Genomic DNA, 19,115 nt, shown 5'->3' with positions numbered 1-19,115 from the left:
TCCTTTTAGGCGGCAATGCCGAAGATGTAGTAGCGGATGCCGACGATCGGCGACGGGTCATAATCCACGGTGACAACGTTGTTGTCGTAGTCCTCTGTATCCCGGTAATATTTCCGGACCGGATTACCCCTAAACGTGTGGAACACCGCCGAGTCATTGTCATAGACGCAATAGCTGGAGTTACCGGTGTCCGCGTAGCCCTGCCATCCGCCATTATAGTAAGCGCACTTGCCCGTCGTCGGCACGCGCACGCGCTTGGTAAAGTCGACCTCCAGAGAGCCGGTCGCGAAATAGGACCCCGACCCATGCACCGTCATGTATTTGACGAAGGTGAACATGCCGCTGGCATCATAGGTCACCATGTGGGTCAGGTCGTCGCCGACAGACACGCTGAAATACCCTTCCTTGACGATCTGCAGGCAGGGCCATCGGCTGTCGATGACGATGTCGGCGAAGCTTGGGCTACTGCCGGCGCCAGGTCGCAGGAACTGGACGACATTTTCGCCGCCACTGGTGAATTGCCGCAGCACCTTGTTGGTGCCGCTTGTCGGTCCTTCCGTATCGGCGGCAATCACCAGGAACCGCGCCCGGCACGCCGCGTTGGCATTGGCAAACCGGATCTTCGTACCGTCCACCCAATAGGCCGCACCGAATTCGACATTCAGCGGAGGGCTCGGGTAAATAATATTTCCTCCGCTCTGGTAGAAATGCAGGTCGACCACCGTATTCTCCGGCAGGCTGACCCCCGTCTCGTAATACGAAGTTCCCTCCGGAATGGAAATGTCATCGGCGGCGACGATCTTCGCCGGCACATCGGAGGCGTCGAAGGCCAGTTGTGTCGCGGTGGCATAACGCACGTCAAAGCCAGGCTTGGATACCTTGCATTCCGTGGCGCTGAGCCGTACTTGCTGGTGGCCGGACACGGCACTTTGCTCTGTCCCGTTCTGGATATCCGTATTGTCTCCCGGCAACCGCCAGACGACGAGCCGGTCTTCCGCGGTGTTCCTGAGTAGAATGCTCGGCTCGCTTGGCGTCACGGTGGCGGCAAAATAGCCGCTGAAGCTATAGGTCGCGTCTGCTGCGAGCCACCCGGTCGATTTGTAATTGCGCAAAAACCATTGCCCGGCGCGATCGCGCCCGCCAGCGTAGCCGGTTGTCTCCAGGCCGATCGATCCATTGACATAGCGGCCCGTCTCGGAATCGACAGTCTTTATATCGAACAGCGGAAAATTATAGATCACCCCGTCGAAATAGCTCTTCTTGAAAATCTCCATCTGGACATCGCCGTAATAGGAGTGCCAGTACTTCCAGCCCGAACCTGTCGGAGAGTAGAAAGGTCCGGGCGTCGTATTCGTCGGGCGCACCAGAACGCCCTGCACCTTCACATCTGCGGCCCATTTCGAGTTGTAATAGAATTTGTAGGCCTGACTGTCCGGCGTCGTCACAGGGTTATAGGTGCCCTTCGTGATCTTGATGCAGCCGACGCCGTCGCTGTCCTTGCCAATAAGGGTTTTCGTCATGAGGATATCACGATCGTGCCATCGTCCAGGTCGATGACCAAGGTGGTGCCATCGGTACTTTCGATCCTTCCCGCCGTCACTGTGCCGAGATCGGCCGAGATGGAGGCAAGGTTATTGGCCCTGACATTGTCGAGATAAAGCACACCACCAGAATAGGTGAATGGCCTTCTCAACGTGCCCTCCGAGTTCGTCATGATCACCTGGTCGGCCATCATCACGATGCGGGAAAGACCGCTCGTGCTGGTCGGCACATCCAGAAACAAGGAAGCGCCGCGCCATGTGCCGGATCCGCCCGACCTCACCTCCATGCCGATCCGTGCCGCATAGCCCGACCCCGGCGACCCCTCCGCCGTCATCCGGAAATTGGCAGTCGCGACATTGCCATCCACCGAGCCGGCCGTGACGGAGGTAATGGCATCGGCAAGCGTGCTCACCTCGCCATCGATCAATGTCACCTGCGCCGAAAGCGTCGAAACCGCGCTGGCGGTAGCAAGTCCCGGAATTGTCGCCTCGATGTCGTCGAGCCGCACACCATAGGCGGTAATATTGCCCTCTGTCGTCGTGACACGGGCTGCGATCGCCGAGACGACGGTCACCGTCGCCAGTGACGGAATGGTCGCTTCCAGCGACTCCACCCGACCGACCAGCGCAGATGTCGGCCCCGTGGCGGCGGTGATCGCCTCTGTATAGGACGCGGTGATCTCGCCCGACCGCGACACCAGCTCGCGCCGCAATTCCTGCCGGTCCAGGAACGCCCCGGAATCCGCATCAGTCAAAGCGCTGATCGCTTCGCGCGCCGTCTCGATTGCCTCGCGCACCCCGCCCCGGATCCAGTCCGTGGCGTCTTCGATCAGCTCATCGAGGCCGCTCAGATCCACATCGACGAACACATCTTCGTCGGTCAGCCTGACATTCGGTGTGGTGACGGACAGCCACGACGACCAGGTCGTGCGGCGATTGGAATAAGGAATGAATTTCCCCTGCACCTCGTAGTCTGCATTCGGCAGGAATGTGCCGTTAAGTTTCCAGCTATAGGGATCTCCATAGACAATGGAATCGCTGTCGAATACCACATCACCGCTGGACGCCAACCTTACCCGCACCCGGACTTTCTTCACGTCGTCCTGATCGCTGGCGCAACTGATCTGGATCGTCGGACGCCGCGGATTGCCGCTGGCGTCATAGATCGTCGCCGGTGCCACGGTCCAGCCCGTCACCCCTTGCGGCGGCGAGACGATGGTCCCGGTCCATCCATAGGACGTCGGTAGCTCAAAATCGCTCGACCAGCCATAGTCGGACGGGTCAATTTCCTTTAAAACCACCAGCTGGTTCATGGTGATCTGCCCAGTGATAGGAGTCACCAGGAACTTCTTGTTGGAATAGCCATTGCGTGCCGACGACCAGGACACGACATCGTTCGGCTCCAGCGCATAGGCATCCGGCGGCAGGTAGAACTGATGAGTGCGAAACCGGCGCGCTTCTTCCAGCATGGCGCGCATCAACCGCTGCACCTGCTTTGAGTAAGGACAGGCCTCGAAGGTCACGCTCGCTGGCAGCCGCCGATCGCCATCCTCGCTTTCCAGCGTCGAATTGTAGCGCGCCGGCGCATCCTTCATCGCCCAGCGCTCGCGCGGCTCTGGATAGGTCGCCTCGATGCCGTTCACCGTGTCGTCAAGGGTTGGAAACGGATCGAAGCTCTGCCCCTCGGTGATTAGGATATCGTCGTCAGTAAAGGCATAGATGGCCGATCCAGGTGAGCCGACCAAGGGCTTGAAGATCCCGCCGACCTCGGCAAGCCGGGCATTGGCGGATTTGGCGATCTTCTTGATCGCATCGAGCGGCTTTTCATCGCCGCTGATCTGGTATCCCGACCTGAAGCGCGGCTCGGTGCCGCCACCGGACAAAGAGATATCCGTATCGCATTCATTGGCCGCCGCAATCCAGGCTGAAGACGGCAACCGAAACACCGGCAGGTTCTGCCCACCATAGAACCACACGCCATCATAGGTGATGCCGCGCGCGATATTATAGATCTGCACGATCGGATTATCACTGTGCTCCCAGGTCGCCTTGTTGTTCCAGCGATGGGCGCCAGAGCCACCGTTGGTCGAATCCTTGCGGATATCGTAGAGCGGGATGCCGTCCATCTCGAACAGGCAGGAGGGCGCCGAGCTATGCAGCTCGGTATTGTAGCGCGCCGTGATGATCGCATAAGGGCAGCCGAACCCGACCATGTCGGCTTCGAACGGCCGGTCTTCATCGTCGCCAAAGCGCGTGGTCAGGTAGGCATCAGCCGTCGTTTGCGTGCCGTCATAAAACTTGACCCACAGATAATCCTTGCCGTCTTCCCGGAATTCCTCGACTGGAAAACCCATGTCGGCATGTTCTTCCGCCGTCAGCAGGGTGACCTTGGAATCATTGATCCAGACATCGCCAAGCCCGGTGACCGGCAGATTGCCAAGCTCGACCACGTCGACCAGATAGGCATTCGGCGTCTTGCCGGCCGCCCCCCAGGTACCAGCATAGGCGCGCACGCCGGCCGTCGCATAGCGGCCAAGGATGGCGGTCACCGGCTGGTCGTCGCCAAACTGCGTCGTGACGGTGACACCGCTCTGTTGCGTCGTGTCGTCGGCCTGCGCCTGCTGGATCAGCGTAACCCCATAGGAGATCGCCAGGCCGACAAGCACCTGCACCACGCCAGCCGCAAAACCGGTCAGCCCGAAAATGGCCGGAATCGCGGCCGCGAGCGGGCCGGCACTGGCTGTCGTCGCACCGGCGAGGAAAAACGCCGTGCTGCAGATCAGATACTTTTTGAGGTTCATCAGCCGACCTTGAAAGCCCGGACCGCTTGCGCCCGGTCCACCGTGCCGAACCCGGCATCCGTCAAAACAAAGACCCGTTCGCCGTTGACGACGCCGAGCCCATGGCTGAACGGGCCGTCATCGGGCAGCGCCACGATATCGCCGACCCGCGCCATGCTGGCATGGGCATGTTCCGGTAGCAGCGAGGCGACCAGGTCGCCAAGCGTTGCAAAGCCGGAGCCACGCAAACAGCGGATCGCCCCGACCCGCGTCGAATAGCGGCCGCGATAGGCGGCGACCACATCAACGCCGGTCAGCGCCAGCACCAGGTTGCCGGCAAGACCGATGGCGCAATCATTGTCCGCCCAGGAGAAGGGCTGCAACCGCATCCGGTCGCATTGGGCGTCGAAACGCGCCCGCCAGTCCGGCAGTCGGATCAGATCGCTCATGTCGCCTTTTGCCCCCACGGCAATTCCCAATTCCCGACCGTCCCCTTGTAACGTCCCCACCGGTCATCGCTGCGCCGCTTCTGGCCTTGATAGGACGATTTGGCGGGATTGGTGCGCGATAGCATGGAGATGGCATCGGAGACGACATTGAGCGTGATCTTGCCATCGCTACCCGCCGCCGGCGTATCGATCGGCGCACCGTCCACCTCGCCCAGGAAGGCGATCTCGGCCGGCGCCACAGGCATGCGCGAACGCGGGTCAAGCAGCAGGTCATGGATCTCGACCTTGGCCAGCCGCACGTCATAGCCACGCACCAGCAATTGCGTGATCTCGGCAATCTGGCTCATCTCGATGGTGACGGTCTGGGTTGTCAGATCCGACACCCGCGGAATTTCGCCAACCGAAAGATTGAGCCCGCCATAATAGGTCCGCGTCTCTTCCGTACCGGTCAGGCCGGACAGAACAGGAATATTGACGTCGTCGTCGCCGGTCCAGATCCCCACTTCGACCGGATCCCCGGTCTCCCGGTCCTTCGCCGTGATATAAACCAGCCGCCGCGGAACAATCCCGTCCTCGCGCGCCGCGACCAAGGCAGCAAGAAACCCTGTCGAAATGTTCTTCATCGTATTATTTGGCTATCCGGATTAGAATGTGGGATTGGCACATTGAAGCTCCTTGCTCCAAGAGTAGTTCGCCCGGTCCGTGCAGTGGATCAAAGCTCGGAGCGGGCCGGGCGAACGGGCGCTCTTACGAGACCAATTTGTAACGACTACGCTTTATGCCGAGAGAAGCGTCTCCCCGCCAATGGCCTCGGACCACCTCAATTTGACCGCGCCGTATTCTGAGATGTGCTCGGCAAAAATGCAGTGCGCGCGTGCCGGTGTAGTGAGCCTCAATGGACGCGGCATTGCTCAAGTCTTGTGGAGGCGTGATGGCTAGCTTGATCTCGGTCCATGCTCGAAGAGGAAATTTGCCAATGTTTTGACGACTTTTCAGTAGCTTCCTCTCAAGGCCCCTGTGCGGCATGTGTTGCTTTCTACCTATCACTCGCGGTGTATTAATCATCGCCAGCGCCGCCAGGATGAAAGGGTAATGATCGCCAAAAAAACCAATGCGCAGATGATCCTGCCGGTCTTCCATGATCATCAAATCTTCGTGACCTCGCGCCAATAACTGATCTCTGAGCGGGATTGTCATCGCGAACCTAGTCTCAATGTCGCCGCCTACGACGTAAACATCTGCCGATTTCTGGCGGTCAACAAGCACCCAGGCGATACGGGCGTGTGGTCCACTCCACTCCAGCCAAGTAACCGGAGCGGGGAGGAATGCAAGCTCGGCGAACTTCCCCTGTCGCAGCTGCCTTGCAACGTCGGCAGATAGCGAAACCATGGCCTCATACACTTCAGTCAACTCAAAGTATTGAGCCTCTCCAAGATGCTGAGCAAGTTTGGCTTTGTCGCGGAACCGGCGTTCGCTAGATGGTAGGGTTGAGTCTCGGGCGATTTTCAAGCTTAGCGGAGTCATGCCAGATCCTCCCACCACTTGTGATAACCGCGCTGATGTTCAGAAAAGCGTCTAATTCTTGACTGCCTCATAAGGAGTCTGAACTTCAGGCCGCGTCCATAGTTTAACGGCACTCGAAGCGTATATCTTGCCGAGAGTTTTTGACCTTCCTTCACGGGGCGCTCGGTCTCCCATTTTCTCACCCGCTCCTTATAGAATGGGCAAATCCACAGAACCTTGAAACGGGCTCTTCGCGTTTGGAGGAGCGGGTCCACCCCCTGCACTTTAAATCGGTTTCTTCGGCCAACGTGCGCCAGGAACTCAGGAGGTAGCCAGTCGATGATGAGATTAAAACGTCGCAAGTTTATAGCTCCACCTATATTTTCTTCTGGATGATCTGGAAGGATTGGCCGTCAGTCACGCTGCCGCTGGCCGTTCCGACATTGTGAGACCCCGGCACCATGATGCATCGGGCGGCAGGATTGACCAGCGTCACCGCATCACCCTCAGCCACGCCGACCGGCACATTCGGAAAGACGGCAAAGGAGCCGGACACGCCGGCGCCGCTCGCGGTCTTGTTGGCTGATGCTTCCAGGAAAGCATACCTCACGGGGCTATCCCCGTAGACGATCTGGATTTTGTCACCGAGCGTGATCTTGTAGCTCGTCGGCAGGCCCTCCAGGCTGATGGTCGTATAGTCGCTGCCGACGGCTGCCACCGTCACGGTCGATGCACCGAGGATCGTCCCGTCCGGATCGGCCTGCGGGCCACAGATAAAGGGGTTGGAAAACAGAAACGTCTCCTGCGATCCGCGCAGCTTGCGCACCAGGGCCGCCATCTGCTCCGCCCGCGTCGATCGCATGCGGCGAAACTTGATCTCTGCGGTCCACAGGGGATCCGCCAGTTCAGCGGTGATGATCGTCCCGCCGCCGGTACCCGATGTTTCGTCATTGCGCCGGATATCCCAGCGCATCGGCAGCAGGTCCAGCTGGTTGAAGAATTGCGCCAGAGAAAACATGCTCACCTCTTGTTGGGGTTACGGCTGATCTGCGCGACCCTGTCAGGCAGAATCTTGTCATAGCCGGCAAGGCCTTTGGAAACGCCAGATGACACCATGTCCTCGATCTCTGAATTGCCGCGGGCGCCGGTCACATCGATTTTCATCTCGATCGTCGTCGATGATGACCCGCCGCCGGAGGTCTTGGTATTGCGCGGCAGAACCACCTCACCCCGCTGCAGAATCGCCGGCACTTCGCCGGACTTCAGGCCGGCCACGCCGCCCGAATGGTATCGCCGCGCGCCGGCAAAGGTCGATGGCGAAACAGAGCGGCCATGTCCATAGCCATCCTTGCCGGCCGTCCCGCCGGAATGCAGGATGCCGGGAATGATCGCCCCGCCGAACAGCCCGCCCGTGGCGCCCGTGCCCGTACCGCTGAACAGGCTGTTCAGCCCGATCTCGATCAGCTTGTCGCCAACCCGCGACAGGGCATTGGTCAGGCTGTCGGCAAGAGACGTCCCGTTCTTCAGATCGTCGATAAAGCTGCCGAACACGTCCTTGGCGGTGCTGCGCAGCTCTTCAGCGCTTTCGCGGGCCTGGTCCTGCGACTTGGCCAGCTTCTGCGCTTCGACACTGGCCTGCGCATAGCCTTCGGCCAGCGCGCCGATGCTGGCTTCCAGCTCCGGCGTGATCGCAATCCCGGCCCGCTTGGCCGCATTCAAAAGGTCCGAACTGGCCTTGGCCTTCTCGACCGCATATCCGTAGTCTTCGATAAGCGGATTGATACCCGCCTGTGCTGCGGTTTCCGCCTGCAGGGCCGCCGTCCGCTCTTCGATCTGCTGGATTTCGCGTTCATAGCTGTCCAGCTTGTCAGCCTTGCCTTTGCCGCTACCGGATTTCGAAGGAACCTTGTAATCCGTGATCGAAACAGGGGTCACAGAACTTGCAGTTGATGCGGGCAATCTGCCGGTCTTGGGCGCCGCAGGATCCCCCGCAAAGGCCTGATCAATACGCGACTGGATGTACGTACTGCTGGTCGTGGTGCCCAACGGAAGGCCCTTAAAGGCATCGTTGGTCAGTTTACCCATCTCGGCAAGCGTTCCGACCCATCCGCCCATGAAGTTCTTGAAGTCTCGCGCGGCCTCATATGCCTCGTAAATCTTGCCGATGAATGCGCCGACGTCGCTTTCAGCAACGGCTGCGATGCCATCACCAAATCCCGAGATGATCCCCGCCAGGTCTTCGATTGCCGAGCCAAGCCGTCCGCTTGCGCCCGTCGCATCATCGATCTTCCCGGCCGCATCAATCAGGACATTTTGCAGCCTGACAAAGCGCTGACTGATTGCATCTTCAGAACCGGCTACCTTTGTTTCGAGGATGCCGGCACCAGCCTCAAAGGCGCGGAAGAATGCTTGGCTGGAGACCTTTCCATCCTTCACCAAACGAGTGAGGGCAGACACGGAACCGCCCGCCTCTTTCAGGCCGGCCGCAACAGCCTGAAGCAACGGCTGCGCACCGTCGATGAGCGAATTATACTCTTCTGCCTGAACAACGCCGCCGCCAAGCACCTGGCTAAGCTGGAGCAATGCGCCGGATGCCTCCTGAGCAGACTTGCCGCCAACACGAAGGGAAAGCGCGACATTGTCAGTGAACTTCAGAAGTTCGGTCTGACTGGCGCCCAAGTCAGCAGCAGACTGCGAAGCACGGCTATAGAGCGTGACAAGATCTTCGATCGGTGCGGCATTGCGTTGCGCCGATGCGAATAGCGCGTCGTAGACCTTGGAGAGCTCCTCCCCCTCCAGCCCCGCCACCTTGAGGGAGTTCTGGATACGTGTGGCCGCATCGATCAACTGCTGTGCGGCGCGCAAGGAAATGGCACCGCCGAGGCCCGCCGCGAACCGTGCCGCCGTATTGCCGCCGATCTGCGCCATGCGCGCCTCGAGCTGCTTGCCGCGCGTTTCGATTTTGTTGAACTGCTGGTTGGTGGTTTTGAGCGCCTTGGCGAGGTTCTTCTCGTAATCCCGGATACGGGCTTCGAGAATAGCGACAAGCCGTTCCTCGCTGACAGCCATCAGTGGACACCCCGTGCGGCCAGAACGGCCTTCTCGAATTCATCGTCGCTTGGCGCAGCACTTTGGCCACCACCCTGCGCCTTGTTCCAGATCCGGCAGACCGCCACCCATTGACCGAGCGAAAGCGTGCCGACATCCTGGATTCCCATCAGGACGGCGTTTCCGTGGATGGCGGCAAAATCGAGCCGGGCTCGCCCTTTGCCGCCCCGCCCTCCCCCGCATCATCTTCGGTTGCCGCCGCCTCCACTTCGGCCGCATGCACGCGCAATTGTGCAGCAAGGCAGACGGCATAGGCAGCATCCCTGTTTTCCTCAAGCGGGCGCTGGTCGACATAGCGCCGCGTCAGGGCAAGCGCGTCGACAGGCTTCGTGCCACCGCCGATCAGGCCGATCCGCAGCACATGCAGGATTTCCGATGATTTGGCCGTGCGGTTGCGCAGCGCGTCCGAAATATCGAAAATGGAACGATCGAACCGCTCTTCGATCTCTTCCATCTCGTCGAGGCCGAGGCGGAAGGAATAGGTTCCATCCGCCCACGGCATGGTGATCAGCCCGTGGCGCGACATCAGGTGGCGTCCACCCAGGTGACAGGGCCGGACGAAACCAGCGTGACGCTGGACGTTGCATATTGCTTGCGCTCGCCGGTCACTTCGAAATTCGTCAGCTTGAAGGCTCCGGCCCAATAGCCGCCGCCATTGGCCGCCGACGCATCCACCTTGACCCGGCAATTGCGACTGTCGTCGCTATCGAACCACGCATACCAGTCGGCGACGGAAGAGGTATGCAGCTTGCCGCCGCCGGTCACCGTCGCGGAAAGCCCGTCTTTCAGGGTTTCCTTCCAGCCCGGATCACCGGGCGCATCGCAATCCGGCAATGTGTCGTCCGTCGTGTCGGCCGAGAACTGGATGCCGCGCTCGGCATTGATCAGGCAGTCATGGGCGAAAACTTCGGTCGGCGATGCGCCGTCGCCGATCTGCACCAGCAGGCTTTCGCCCTTCAATCCCTTGATGGGGGCCATGGTCGTACTCCTGTTTTGAGAGGGATGGATTGTGAGAGGGTCAGAGGCCGTTCAGCAGAAATTTGAACGTGGTGATATCGTGTTCGGTCAGGCCGTCCGGATCGCGCCTTGTGCGGGATGTATCGACCGACACGCTGATCAGGGAAAATCCTGAAACAGTCGAAATTCCGGTGACAGCAGCAACGATCGCCGCCCGCAGATCCTTGACCTCGATCTTCGAACCTGTCGCTGGCCGCGACCAGCCGTGCACATCGGCATAGACCTCCCAGGCATCGCCGCAGCTTGTGCCATCGTCCAGAACCTGCTCGTCGCCGATCGTCACATAGGGAAAAACCGCATCTTCCGGCGGCTGGTCATAGATCCTGTCGCCGGCAACATCGGCCGCGGTGAGCGCGGCAAAAATGGCCCTCTGCACCTCTGCACCAACCATCACGAGACCGCCTTCTTGATTGCCCGGCGCATGGCGCGCGACAGCTTCGCTTTCATCCGCTTGCGGGTCAGCCGATAGGCCGGAAAGAAATACGGCTGCGCAGCCGTTCCGGGGTGCTGCGTTCCTGCAAACAGGCCCTTGTTGACATGTGGCGCCGTACCGAATTCCACCAGCGAGGCATACCAGGCCTTTCGGTCTCCGGCATGGATCGTCACCGCCAGGTCATGGCCGCCGCCGCCCGCGCCAACGCCGCGCACATTGGCATTGTCAGGGCGATAATCGCCGAAGGTCTTGTCGATGCTGTTGACCAGGTCGCCGCTATCGCGCGGCGCCAAGGCCTTCGCCACCGCGACCATTTCCGAGGCGCCCTCGTCGAGCCCCTTGCGGATCTCGTCGCGCGTTTCCTTCGGCATGGCGGCGATCGTCCGCTTGAGCCGATCCAGACCTCTGAATTTCATGATGCTGCGCCACTCTGGCAGGTCACGCTGATGAAGGCGCGATTGTCTTCGACCTCGATATCGCGGACCGCGTAAACCGTTCCGTTCGCCAGGTCGCGAACCTGCCAGCCAACGGTCACCGTGCGCGTCAGGCTGTCGGAGCGGACACGGACAACGATCGTATGCTGACCTGCCAACCGCGCCGCCAGAACCGTCTCTCCACCGCGCAGATGGGTGAAGCCTGCCGCCCGGCGGAACTGCTCGACAAACACCGTCGTCGTCCCGCCGGCGCCATCGGACCCCGTGCCGCGCTTGTCGAAGGCAACCCTGTTCTTCAGCTGACCCGCACCATTATTCGCCATCGATGGAAGCCTCTACACTGTCGGCATCAGGGAGGTCATTAACCCCCGCCGTCACATCCTCGATCCGCCCAAGCGCCCCGGCGAGACCAGCACATTCCCGCGTGACATTGGCTACCACGCCGGCCCGATACGCAATCGTCACCCGCCCACCCCGCGCCGCCGGCGAGAAATCAAAGTCGGCAACAAACCGAACGCGCGGCATGGTCAGAGGCCCGTTTTGCGGAATGGCGCGATCAGCCGATCAACCGCGACGGCATTCGGGAGAGATGCCGCAGAAACCCCCACAACAGCCTCTTCGCGATTTTCAAACCATGTCCCGACCATCAGCAAGATTGCCTGCCGGATCGCGCGGGGCACTGCCCCATCGGCATAGCCTGCCGTATAGGTCACGCTGACCCCGCCGACCTCATAGAGATCGGAGGGCAGCGAGAACGCATCGACAAAGCGGCAATAGCTCATGCCGCCGCCCGAGGTCCGCAGGCTGTAGCTTTCCGCAGCCACCGTCGCGACTTGCCCGGCACTGTTGCGCCAGGTCACGCCGTCGATGCTGATCACCGGCCCGAGCGGCAGGTCAAGGCATTTTGAAAACCGATCGAAATCCTGCCGCCAGACCTGGCTGACCATGCAACTACCGAGAATGCCGGCCCAGCCGTCCAGGTGATTGACAGCCGCCCCGATATATCCGGTCAATAGGTCAGTAATATCGGATGTTTCCGCCGCGTCATCTTCGTTTGCAGCAATCCGGCAATGCCGCATCGCCTCTTCGACGGTCACGGGCAGTGTAGCGGGGGCTGTGACCAGGAAAGGGCGATGCATGTCAGTCCTCGACCGTGCACAGCACGGCCGTCGTGCCGCTCTGGATGATGGTCCCCGGCACGTGCGGCAGGAACTGCCCAACCGAAAGCCCCGTCATGGTGATCTGCGCGCTCGCCTCAAGGCGCGGCCGATAGACGACATTGCCGCCATCGCAGACCACGACGGCCTTGACGCTGGCCGCCAGAGCAACATCGCCCCCGGAATAATTGATCATCGATCCCTTACGCCCGAGGCTTTGCAGGGTTCCGGTAAACTCGTCAAAATTCGCCATGATATCTGTCCTTCCTCAAAGGATCGCCCGGCCGGCAAACCAGCCGGGCAGTGTCGCAGCCGTCAGGCCTGGGCAGCCTGCGGATTGTCGGCGCCGTTGCCTTTGATGACATTGGCGGCGATCGGCGTGCCGGTGCCATGGGTGCCAGAGAAGTCGGCCAGCAGCATCAGATACCGCTTGCCGCCCTTGTAGCCGTAGCGATAGACCGCCGCCGCCGCATGGGCCGCCACCAGCGACTTGATGATGCCGCTGGCCGAGACCGTCACGCCGAGCATGTCCGCCGTCGTCACGTCGGTATAGGTCGTGTTGTCGTCGGAATGGGTCAGCTTGAATTCGATCTTGTTGGTACCGGAAAAGGTGATGCCGCCGATGCCGATCGAAAGCACCACTTCGGCCGAGTCGTAACCCTGCAGGTCGATCGCCACCGGCGTATTGTCCGCCGCCAGCACGACATTGCCGATCGCCGAGACGATCGTGATATGCGAATGGAGATCCTTCATGGGACCTGTCCTTTCAAAAATGGATGGAGAAGAATGCCGGCCTGTCGCGGGCCGGCATCGTGGCTCATGCGTCCGGATCAGGAAGCGGCGATCTTCAGCAGCTTGATCGCCTCGAAATTCGTGACACCGCCACCAACCCCCTTGGTCGTGTAGAAACCGACCTTGCCGACGACGGCATAGGGATTGCGCAGCACACGGATGCCGATGCGATCGGCAATCATGTAGCCACGACGGAAGTCACCGAAGGCGATCGGGAAGGTCCCTGCGCCGATCGCCGGCATGTTGTCGTCGGTATAGACCGGCTTGCCGAGAATGGTGGCAACGTCGGCCTTGTCGCTGGGAGGCGCCCAGAGATAGTTGCCGTCGCCGTCCTTCATCTTGCGCACCGTGCCCATGGATGCATTGCTCATCAGCCAGGAGGCGCCATTGCGCATGCCTTGTTTCAGCGAGAAGTGGAGATCCATCAGCGCATCCGCAGGCGCAGTCGATGCAAAGCCGGCAGCACCGCCCGAGACGGTAAAGCCGAGCTTGCCCCACGACCAGGAAGTGTTGGCAATGGTCGGATAGGACAGAATTCCCCGCGGCTTTTTCACGCCGTCGCCGGCGACATAGGCCGCCCCTTCCATCTCGGCGAAGGTCGTCTGCACTTCATCGGCAAGCCACGCGGCGATATCGATGATGCCGTCGTCCAGCATTTTCTGTGTGGTGAACGGATAGGCATACATTTCCATCACGGTCAGCACGATCTCGCGCAGCGTCGGTGTTGCAGTCTCCGGCCGCGACTCTTCCTCGCCAACCCAACCGGCCGTCGCGCCGCCCATACTGACGAACTTGGTATAGGTGTCGGTACCGATCGGCATGACGGTCGCCAGCTGGCGCATGACCGATATGGTGCCAAGCACCCGGTCGATCGTCGTCTCGACTTCCTTCGGCACCAGGAACCCGCCGTCCGGATCGGATTGTGTGGTAAGCGCCGCCTTGACCTCAAGGTCGGACAGCCCGTTGTCGACGCCCTTGCGGAACCACTTGTTCCAGGCCTGCGAGTGTTCCTGCGCTGCAGGATTAAGCGCATCGCCACCGCCGCCGCCAAGCTCGATTGCCGCCTTGAACGCGTTCAGATCGTCGAGCGCCTTGGTCAGCTTACTGATATCGGCATTGATCTTGTCGACCTTCTCGGTCTGCACAACATCGGCGAACTTATCCTTGATGCCCTTCAGTTCGGCCTCGTTAGCTTCCTTGAAGGCCTCGACTGTCTTTTTCAGTTCGGCAAAGATGGCCGCCGTGTCGCCTTCGGCGCGAACGCCGATAATGCCGCGGGCACGATAGTTGAGGCCAGGTGCCAGGCACGATGCCAGGAACGACACGGAGGGCGGGTCATTGACCCAGGCAACCGCCGCGTGAACGCTCGGTGCCGTGACGATCAGGGCAGCCAGCGCGCATACGAAGAGAACGGCGCCGAGCGCCAGAATATGATGATACTTCATCTGGGAGATCCTTCAGATCTTGAACAGGTTGATAAGCTGCTTCGTCAGCATGATGTCTTCACCAGCGGCGCGCGTGGTGGTCGGGGCAGCGTCCTGCGTACCCCCTTTCATTTCGGCGAACATCTTGCGGCGTTCGCTTCGTGGCATTCCATCCCGTGCCATCGCTGCGTCGACGCGGCGTTTGGCGCGGATATGGTCATCTTCGGCACGGTTCTGTGTCGAGCCGTCGAGCTTCAGGCCCTCGTCGACACGGTCCGCAAATTTGTTGGCAACGGTATCGGAGGCGCCCATGAAGGTTTCGCCGTCCATCAGCTTGACGATCGCCTTGCGATCGCTGCCCGTTCTGGCCTCATAGATATCGGCGATCGCCGAATCGAAACCTTCAAACAGCACGGCGGCTTCCGCCAGATCATGCCGATTGCCGACCACCATGCCCCAGGCATTGTGGACCATCATGAAAGACCCGAGACCCATGACGATCTCGTCGCCGGCCATGGCAATGATCGATGCGGCACTGGCGGCCCAGCCCATCACCTGCACCGTCACCTTGCCCTTGTGGGCTCGCAACAGATTGTAGATCGCAATACCTTCGAACATGTCGCCGCCCGGCGAATTGACCTGCACGACGACATCGCGCTCGCCGATCGAGCGCAGCGCCGCCGAGGCCCGCTTGGCGGTAAATCCGCCGCCCGTCCACCAGTCCTCGCCGATCACGTCGAGGATCGAGATCACGTTGTCCGCCGTGCCTTCGGCCGCGCGCGGCGTCTCGGCCCAGCTCGACAGGACATCGCTCGGCGCGTCCCACTGGAAATTCTTCGGCCGCTGAAACGTCTTTGCCTCAGGCAGATTTCGAAGCGACATTGCGGTCTCCTGTGATTTGCTGTGCGTTTTCCGGCAGTTCGTCGCTGCCTTTCTTTGGCAGATCCGCCTTGTCGCGAACTTCGACCTGCGTCATCCACGGCCGAGATCCACCGGCCCCAAGGGCCTTGGCGAAAACTTCCGCCTGATCCTTCATCGAGCCGCGCATCAGGGCACCTTCATTGAATTTCGCGCCATATTGGCGCTTCTCGTCATCGGTCAGCAGATCCCTGAAAATCGCCTGTTCCCAGTTCACGAATTGCGGCGCCAGGCCATAGGTCACGAAGAACTGGCCAAGCGCCTCGATGCCGCTGCCCCACGACGTGTCATCCAGCATCAGCAGCGGCCGAGGCGTTCCGAAGTGACGGCCGATTTCCTCGATTTCAAGCTTGATATTCTCGATCTGCTGGTTGTCGCTCAGATTCTGATCGAATGGTTCGGCGGTAAAGCCATCGAGCAGCAGCCACTTGCCGGCGTTGTCGGCGCCGGTGCGTTCGGCCATGTCTTTCTTGATCTGCTCTCGCGCTTCCTTGCCGAGCTTCGTTGCGGACTGGATCGCGCCGCCGACATGCATGCCGTTCTCGAACAGCTTCTGTGCAGCGTTTTTGATCGTCAGCGACAGATTGATCGAGTCCATCGCCTGCTGCACGCGGGAGTCTCCGGAAAACCCGTCTGTGACCGGAAGGTCGCGAATGGCAAAAACTTCTCCCGGTCGAAGTGTGCTTCTGACGCCGTTGCTGCTGATCAGGTCGTAGCTGATCGACCAGTCCATGGTCTGTCTCGGAGTGACACGAAACTTGTACAGCGGCTGCAGTTGGATTACCCGGCCCACGGACCGTACGATCTGGGCATAGGCCGCGCCGTTGCGCAGCATTGCCCAATGCATCAACCGCTTGAACTCGTAAGGCGACTGCCAGTTGTTCGGCGTTCTGGCCAAAACATTATGTACGGGATGATCATCTGCCTTCGACCTGTCATCGGTCGAATGCAAAAGATTGAGCGGCAGCATGCCGATCGTTTCGCAGTGCAGCCGAATTGCACGATTGAGTGCGCCGTTGCGCAGGATGCGTGACCGGATATCGCCCGCCATGGAAGCCCGGATCGCTTCCAGAATGGCCGGATCATCGGCCCTATATGCGGCTCCAGGACCATCGCTCTGTACCGAAGCACGGGGCTGACCACTACCGAAAAGGCGGCTAAGCAGGCTCATTCAAACCACCTCAATTGCAGCGTCTTCCTGCTCTTCCGTCGTCATCGCCAGCCCGAGCCCCATCACCGCAGCCACCATTCCGTCGATCTTGTCGAGCGAGTTTTTCTTGTCGGGCACATAGTTGAGGTTCACGTCGAACCGCACGGTGCAGTGACCAGCCATCCAGGCCAGGACCGGATGGCCGCCGTGTTCGACTTTGCCGGCAAACACCAACCGCTCAAACTCTTTGGTTGGCCCTGACAGCGTCTGATGACCCTGCCGCATTTCAATCTGCAGCTCGGCATCCATGCCGTCATTCTGCAGGTCGCCGGCCAGCTTGCGGGCGTTCCAGGGATCGAAGCCGAATGCCAGGATATCGAAATGGCCACAGGCAGCGGTGACCGCCTGCTGCACAAAGCTTTGATCGACACTGTCGCCGGGCGTGGTCCGCAACGCGCCGCTCTTCACCCATTTTTTCCAGTCAACTCGCCGGTCCTGTTCAGCCCGCTCATCGAGCGTATCTTCAGGCACCCAGAAAAGCGGGATGATCACCCATTTGCTATGCGTGTCGTCCGGCGGAATGACCACCACCAGGGCTGTCAGATCTCGCGTCGACGACACGTCGCATGCCAGATAAGCCTTGCGGCCCTTGTGTTCCGCCCAGAGAGCGCCCCAGCCCGTAGCTCCGGCGCATGCCGTCCATTTCGAACGCGGGATCCACCCTGAAAGCTGATCGACCCAGCGGTTGAGATGGTAGCACTGGAAGATCGCTTCCTGCGCCGGCCGGCCCTTGGCCTTCTTGAACTCGGTCCGCAGGTAATCCAGTGTCGGCGTCAGGCCGAGGCTGGGATTGGCCTTGCGCCACACCGCCTCGTCGGTCCAGTCATCCTCTTCGCCGATCCCGAAAAAGATCACCAGCGTGGTCGGATCGTCGAGGTCGTCACGCATGATGGCCATCGACTCTTCGAACCATTCGAACCCGGTTCGGTTCTGTTTGCGGCCCGCCGTCGATGCGTAAAGCTCAATCGGTTGCAGCCTGGCGCCGGTGCCCTGGCGCAACGTGTCGGCCAGGTCGCGCGTCTTCCATTCATGGATCTCGTCGCCGACGATGACGGTCGGCGAGCGCCCGTGCTTGCCGTCCGGTGCTCCGGTCAGGAGCTGGCAGAGCGACGTCGTTTCCCTGAGGAAGATCGTCTTGTCATGCAGAGAGATCCGCTCGTTTCCAAGCGCGTCTTCCATAAGGCCGACAGCCTCACGGATGATGTCCTGCATCTTGCCGAACGGCACCCGGCCCTGGTCTTCATTGCGACCGAAGACATAGGCCTCAGCGCCGTTGACCTTTTCCAGCACGAAGAACAGCACGGCCAGCGCCGCCAGGAATTCCGACTTGCCGTTCTTGCGCGGGATCCACAAATCGAGCCGCCGGAACACCCGGACGTGCTCGATCGATGGCTTGTGGGTCGCCGGATCAATGACTTCGATCGGCTTTTTCCAGCCGACCAGCAGGCGGATAGTAATTTCCTGCCACTTGACCAGCCGGAACGATATGCCCTTGAACCGGTCATTGGTAAGCCGGAAGATCTCCGGCCACCGTGCCACGACCTTATCGGCCTTGGCATGATCAAACCATGCCCCCTCGACGGCCGCGGCCCGGTTCCAACCCGAGATCGCCCATTCGTAGGCCGGATCGTCCGCAACGTCTGCCAGCCAATCCGGATAAGGCATGGCCAGCGGATAAGGCGCGACCATGCGGCTATCCCTAGTTCGGGCGCGCGCCCGGTGGCGGGCTGTCCGCGCTGTTCATCATGTCCATCGGATCGTTCTGCTCGACTGGCTGACTCTGCCGTGAGGCCGGATGCGTTCCGCCGAGCGGCAACTTGCCCTGTCCGGCGTTGAAGCTTTCGGTTCGCACCAGGTCCTGGTCGCGCACTGGCGTAAAACCGAACTCTGCATCGAGCAGCCGCAGCGCCGATTCGGCCTTGGCCATGAAGTCGATGTTCGGATGAGTGCGGATCACGGTCTCGCCGTCGCCCTTCTTCACCTTGATCGATGCCCCGCCGCGAGGCAGATCGCGGCGCAACTGTTCGCCGGCGGAAAAAAAGAACTGGGTCCACATGCAGTAGCGCGCCAGCGTGTGCCGATAACCAGGTCGGCGCCGGCCTGCGGCCCGCAGCACCTCCGCCTTTTCCTTCCACACCCGGATCGCCTCGCCCCAGTAGACCGGCGCCTTCAGGAAAACGTCCGGTATCGGGAACGGATTGTCGGCCGTGGCCGGCATCGCCTCTGCGGCCTGCGCCGCGGCTTCGATCTCCGTTTCGACCTTGCCACGACGTCGGCCAGGAAAGCCTTTGGCCGCCTGCAGCAGCGGATCATCCTTGCGCCGTCCCATGATCGATCACTCATCCGTTG

At 60.7% G+C, this 19,115-nt stretch carries 22 protein-coding genes; all 22 read right to left on the bottom strand.

Features of this window, described 5'->3' with window-relative positions:
- Positions 1-5 precede the first annotated feature (5 nt).
- The gene (locus tag HGO38_RS01535) at positions 6-1,520 is read right to left on the bottom strand and encodes a hypothetical protein (RefSeq protein ID WP_250954160.1); all 1,515 of its coding nucleotides are present in this window, start codon (positions 1,518-1,520) and stop codon (positions 6-8) included.
- Positions 1,517-4,342 carry a phage tail protein gene (locus HGO38_RS01530; protein ID WP_250954159.1) on the bottom strand — a complete coding sequence of 942 codons (2,826 nt, stop codon included), beginning with the start codon at positions 4,340-4,342 and terminating at the stop codon, positions 1,517-1,519. Before HGO38_RS01530 ends, HGO38_RS01535 begins: the two co-directional genes overlap by 4 nt.
- Positions 4,342-4,770, bottom strand: a complete 429-nt coding sequence (locus HGO38_RS01525) for a DUF6950 family protein (protein WP_250954158.1) — start codon at positions 4,768-4,770, stop codon at positions 4,342-4,344. Before HGO38_RS01525 ends, HGO38_RS01530 begins: the two co-directional genes overlap by 1 nt.
- A complete protein-coding gene (locus HGO38_RS01520) occupies positions 4,767-5,393 on the bottom strand; it encodes a hypothetical protein (protein ID WP_250954157.1) in 627 nt (208 codons plus the stop codon). Before HGO38_RS01520 ends, HGO38_RS01525 begins: the two co-directional genes overlap by 4 nt.
- Positions 5,394-5,517: 124 nt before the next feature.
- A complete protein-coding gene (locus tag HGO38_RS01515; protein ID WP_250954156.1) occupies positions 5,518-6,294 on the bottom strand; it encodes a hypothetical protein in 777 nt (258 codons plus the stop codon).
- Between the two features lie 355 nt (positions 6,295-6,649).
- A complete protein-coding gene (locus HGO38_RS01510; protein ID WP_250954155.1) occupies positions 6,650-7,291 on the bottom strand; it encodes a hypothetical protein in 642 nt (213 codons plus the stop codon).
- Positions 7,292-7,293: 2 nt separating this feature from the next.
- On the bottom strand, positions 7,294-9,342 hold the full coding sequence (locus tag HGO38_RS01505) for a tape measure protein (RefSeq protein WP_250954154.1): 2,049 nt from the start codon (positions 9,340-9,342) through the stop codon (positions 7,294-7,296).
- Positions 9,342-9,491 (bottom strand): hypothetical protein, encoded by a 150-nt coding sequence (locus tag HGO38_RS01500; RefSeq protein WP_250954153.1) that lies wholly within the window; start codon positions 9,489-9,491, stop codon positions 9,342-9,344. Before HGO38_RS01500 ends, HGO38_RS01505 begins: the two co-directional genes overlap by 1 nt.
- A complete protein-coding gene (locus HGO38_RS01495) occupies positions 9,491-9,907 on the bottom strand; it encodes a gene transfer agent family protein (RefSeq protein ID WP_250954152.1) in 417 nt (138 codons plus the stop codon). Before HGO38_RS01495 ends, HGO38_RS01500 begins: the two co-directional genes overlap by 1 nt.
- On the bottom strand, positions 9,907-10,359 hold the full coding sequence (locus HGO38_RS01490) for a phage tail tube protein (RefSeq protein ID WP_250954151.1): 453 nt from the start codon (positions 10,357-10,359) through the stop codon (positions 9,907-9,909). Before HGO38_RS01490 ends, HGO38_RS01495 begins: the two co-directional genes overlap by 1 nt.
- Before the next feature lie 40 nt (positions 10,360-10,399).
- Positions 10,400-10,789 (bottom strand): DUF3168 domain-containing protein, encoded by a 390-nt coding sequence (locus HGO38_RS01485; RefSeq protein WP_250954495.1) that lies wholly within the window; start codon positions 10,787-10,789, stop codon positions 10,400-10,402.
- A complete protein-coding gene (locus HGO38_RS01480; protein WP_250954150.1) occupies positions 10,789-11,247 on the bottom strand; it encodes an HK97-gp10 family putative phage morphogenesis protein in 459 nt (152 codons plus the stop codon). Before HGO38_RS01480 ends, HGO38_RS01485 begins: the two co-directional genes overlap by 1 nt.
- Positions 11,244-11,588: a phage head closure protein gene (locus tag HGO38_RS01475; protein ID WP_250954149.1), complete on the bottom strand. Its 345-nt coding sequence runs from the start codon at positions 11,586-11,588 to the stop codon at positions 11,244-11,246. The genes HGO38_RS01480 and HGO38_RS01475 overlap by 4 nt, the downstream gene beginning before the upstream one ends.
- Positions 11,578-11,730, bottom strand: a complete 153-nt coding sequence (locus HGO38_RS01470; RefSeq protein WP_250954148.1) for a hypothetical protein — start codon at positions 11,728-11,730, stop codon at positions 11,578-11,580. Before HGO38_RS01470 ends, HGO38_RS01475 begins: the two co-directional genes overlap by 11 nt.
- A 62-nt stretch (positions 11,731-11,792) precedes the next feature.
- Complete coding sequence (locus tag HGO38_RS01465; RefSeq protein ID WP_250954147.1) at positions 11,793-12,404, bottom strand: head-tail connector protein; 612 nt, start codon at positions 12,402-12,404, stop codon at positions 11,793-11,795.
- A 1-nt stretch (position 12,405) separates the two neighbouring features.
- Positions 12,406-12,675: a hypothetical protein gene (locus HGO38_RS01460; protein WP_250954146.1), complete on the bottom strand. Its 270-nt coding sequence runs from the start codon at positions 12,673-12,675 to the stop codon at positions 12,406-12,408.
- A 62-nt stretch (positions 12,676-12,737) separates the two neighbouring features.
- On the bottom strand, positions 12,738-13,175 hold the full coding sequence (locus HGO38_RS01455) for a hypothetical protein (RefSeq protein WP_250954145.1): 438 nt from the start codon (positions 13,173-13,175) through the stop codon (positions 12,738-12,740).
- A gap of 77 nt (positions 13,176-13,252) precedes the next feature.
- Positions 13,253-14,659 (bottom strand): phage major capsid protein, encoded by a 1,407-nt coding sequence (locus HGO38_RS01450; protein ID WP_250954144.1) that lies wholly within the window; start codon positions 14,657-14,659, stop codon positions 13,253-13,255.
- Between the two features lie 12 nt (positions 14,660-14,671).
- The gene (locus HGO38_RS01445) at positions 14,672-15,520 is read right to left on the bottom strand and encodes a head maturation protease, ClpP-related (RefSeq protein WP_250954143.1); all 849 of its coding nucleotides are present in this window, start codon (positions 15,518-15,520) and stop codon (positions 14,672-14,674) included.
- Entirely contained in the window at positions 15,498-16,727 is a 1,230-nt protein-coding gene (locus tag HGO38_RS01440; RefSeq protein WP_250954142.1) for a phage portal protein, read from the bottom strand. Before HGO38_RS01440 ends, HGO38_RS01445 begins: the two co-directional genes overlap by 23 nt.
- Entirely contained in the window at positions 16,728-18,455 is a 1,728-nt protein-coding gene (locus HGO38_RS01435; protein ID WP_250954141.1) for a terminase large subunit, read from the bottom strand.
- Positions 18,456-18,465: 10 nt separating this feature from the next.
- Positions 18,466-19,095 carry a P27 family phage terminase small subunit gene (locus HGO38_RS01430; RefSeq protein WP_250954140.1) on the bottom strand — a complete coding sequence of 210 codons (630 nt, stop codon included), beginning with the start codon at positions 19,093-19,095 and terminating at the stop codon, positions 18,466-18,468.
- Positions 19,096-19,115 lie beyond the last annotated feature (20 nt).

Source organism: Rhizobium sp. CG5 (genome assembly GCF_023701945.1).
GTDB lineage: Bacteria > Pseudomonadota > Alphaproteobacteria > Rhizobiales > Rhizobiaceae > Allorhizobium.
Note: the sequence above shows the minus strand (reverse complement) of the source record. Positions and strands in the feature narration are given on the sequence as shown.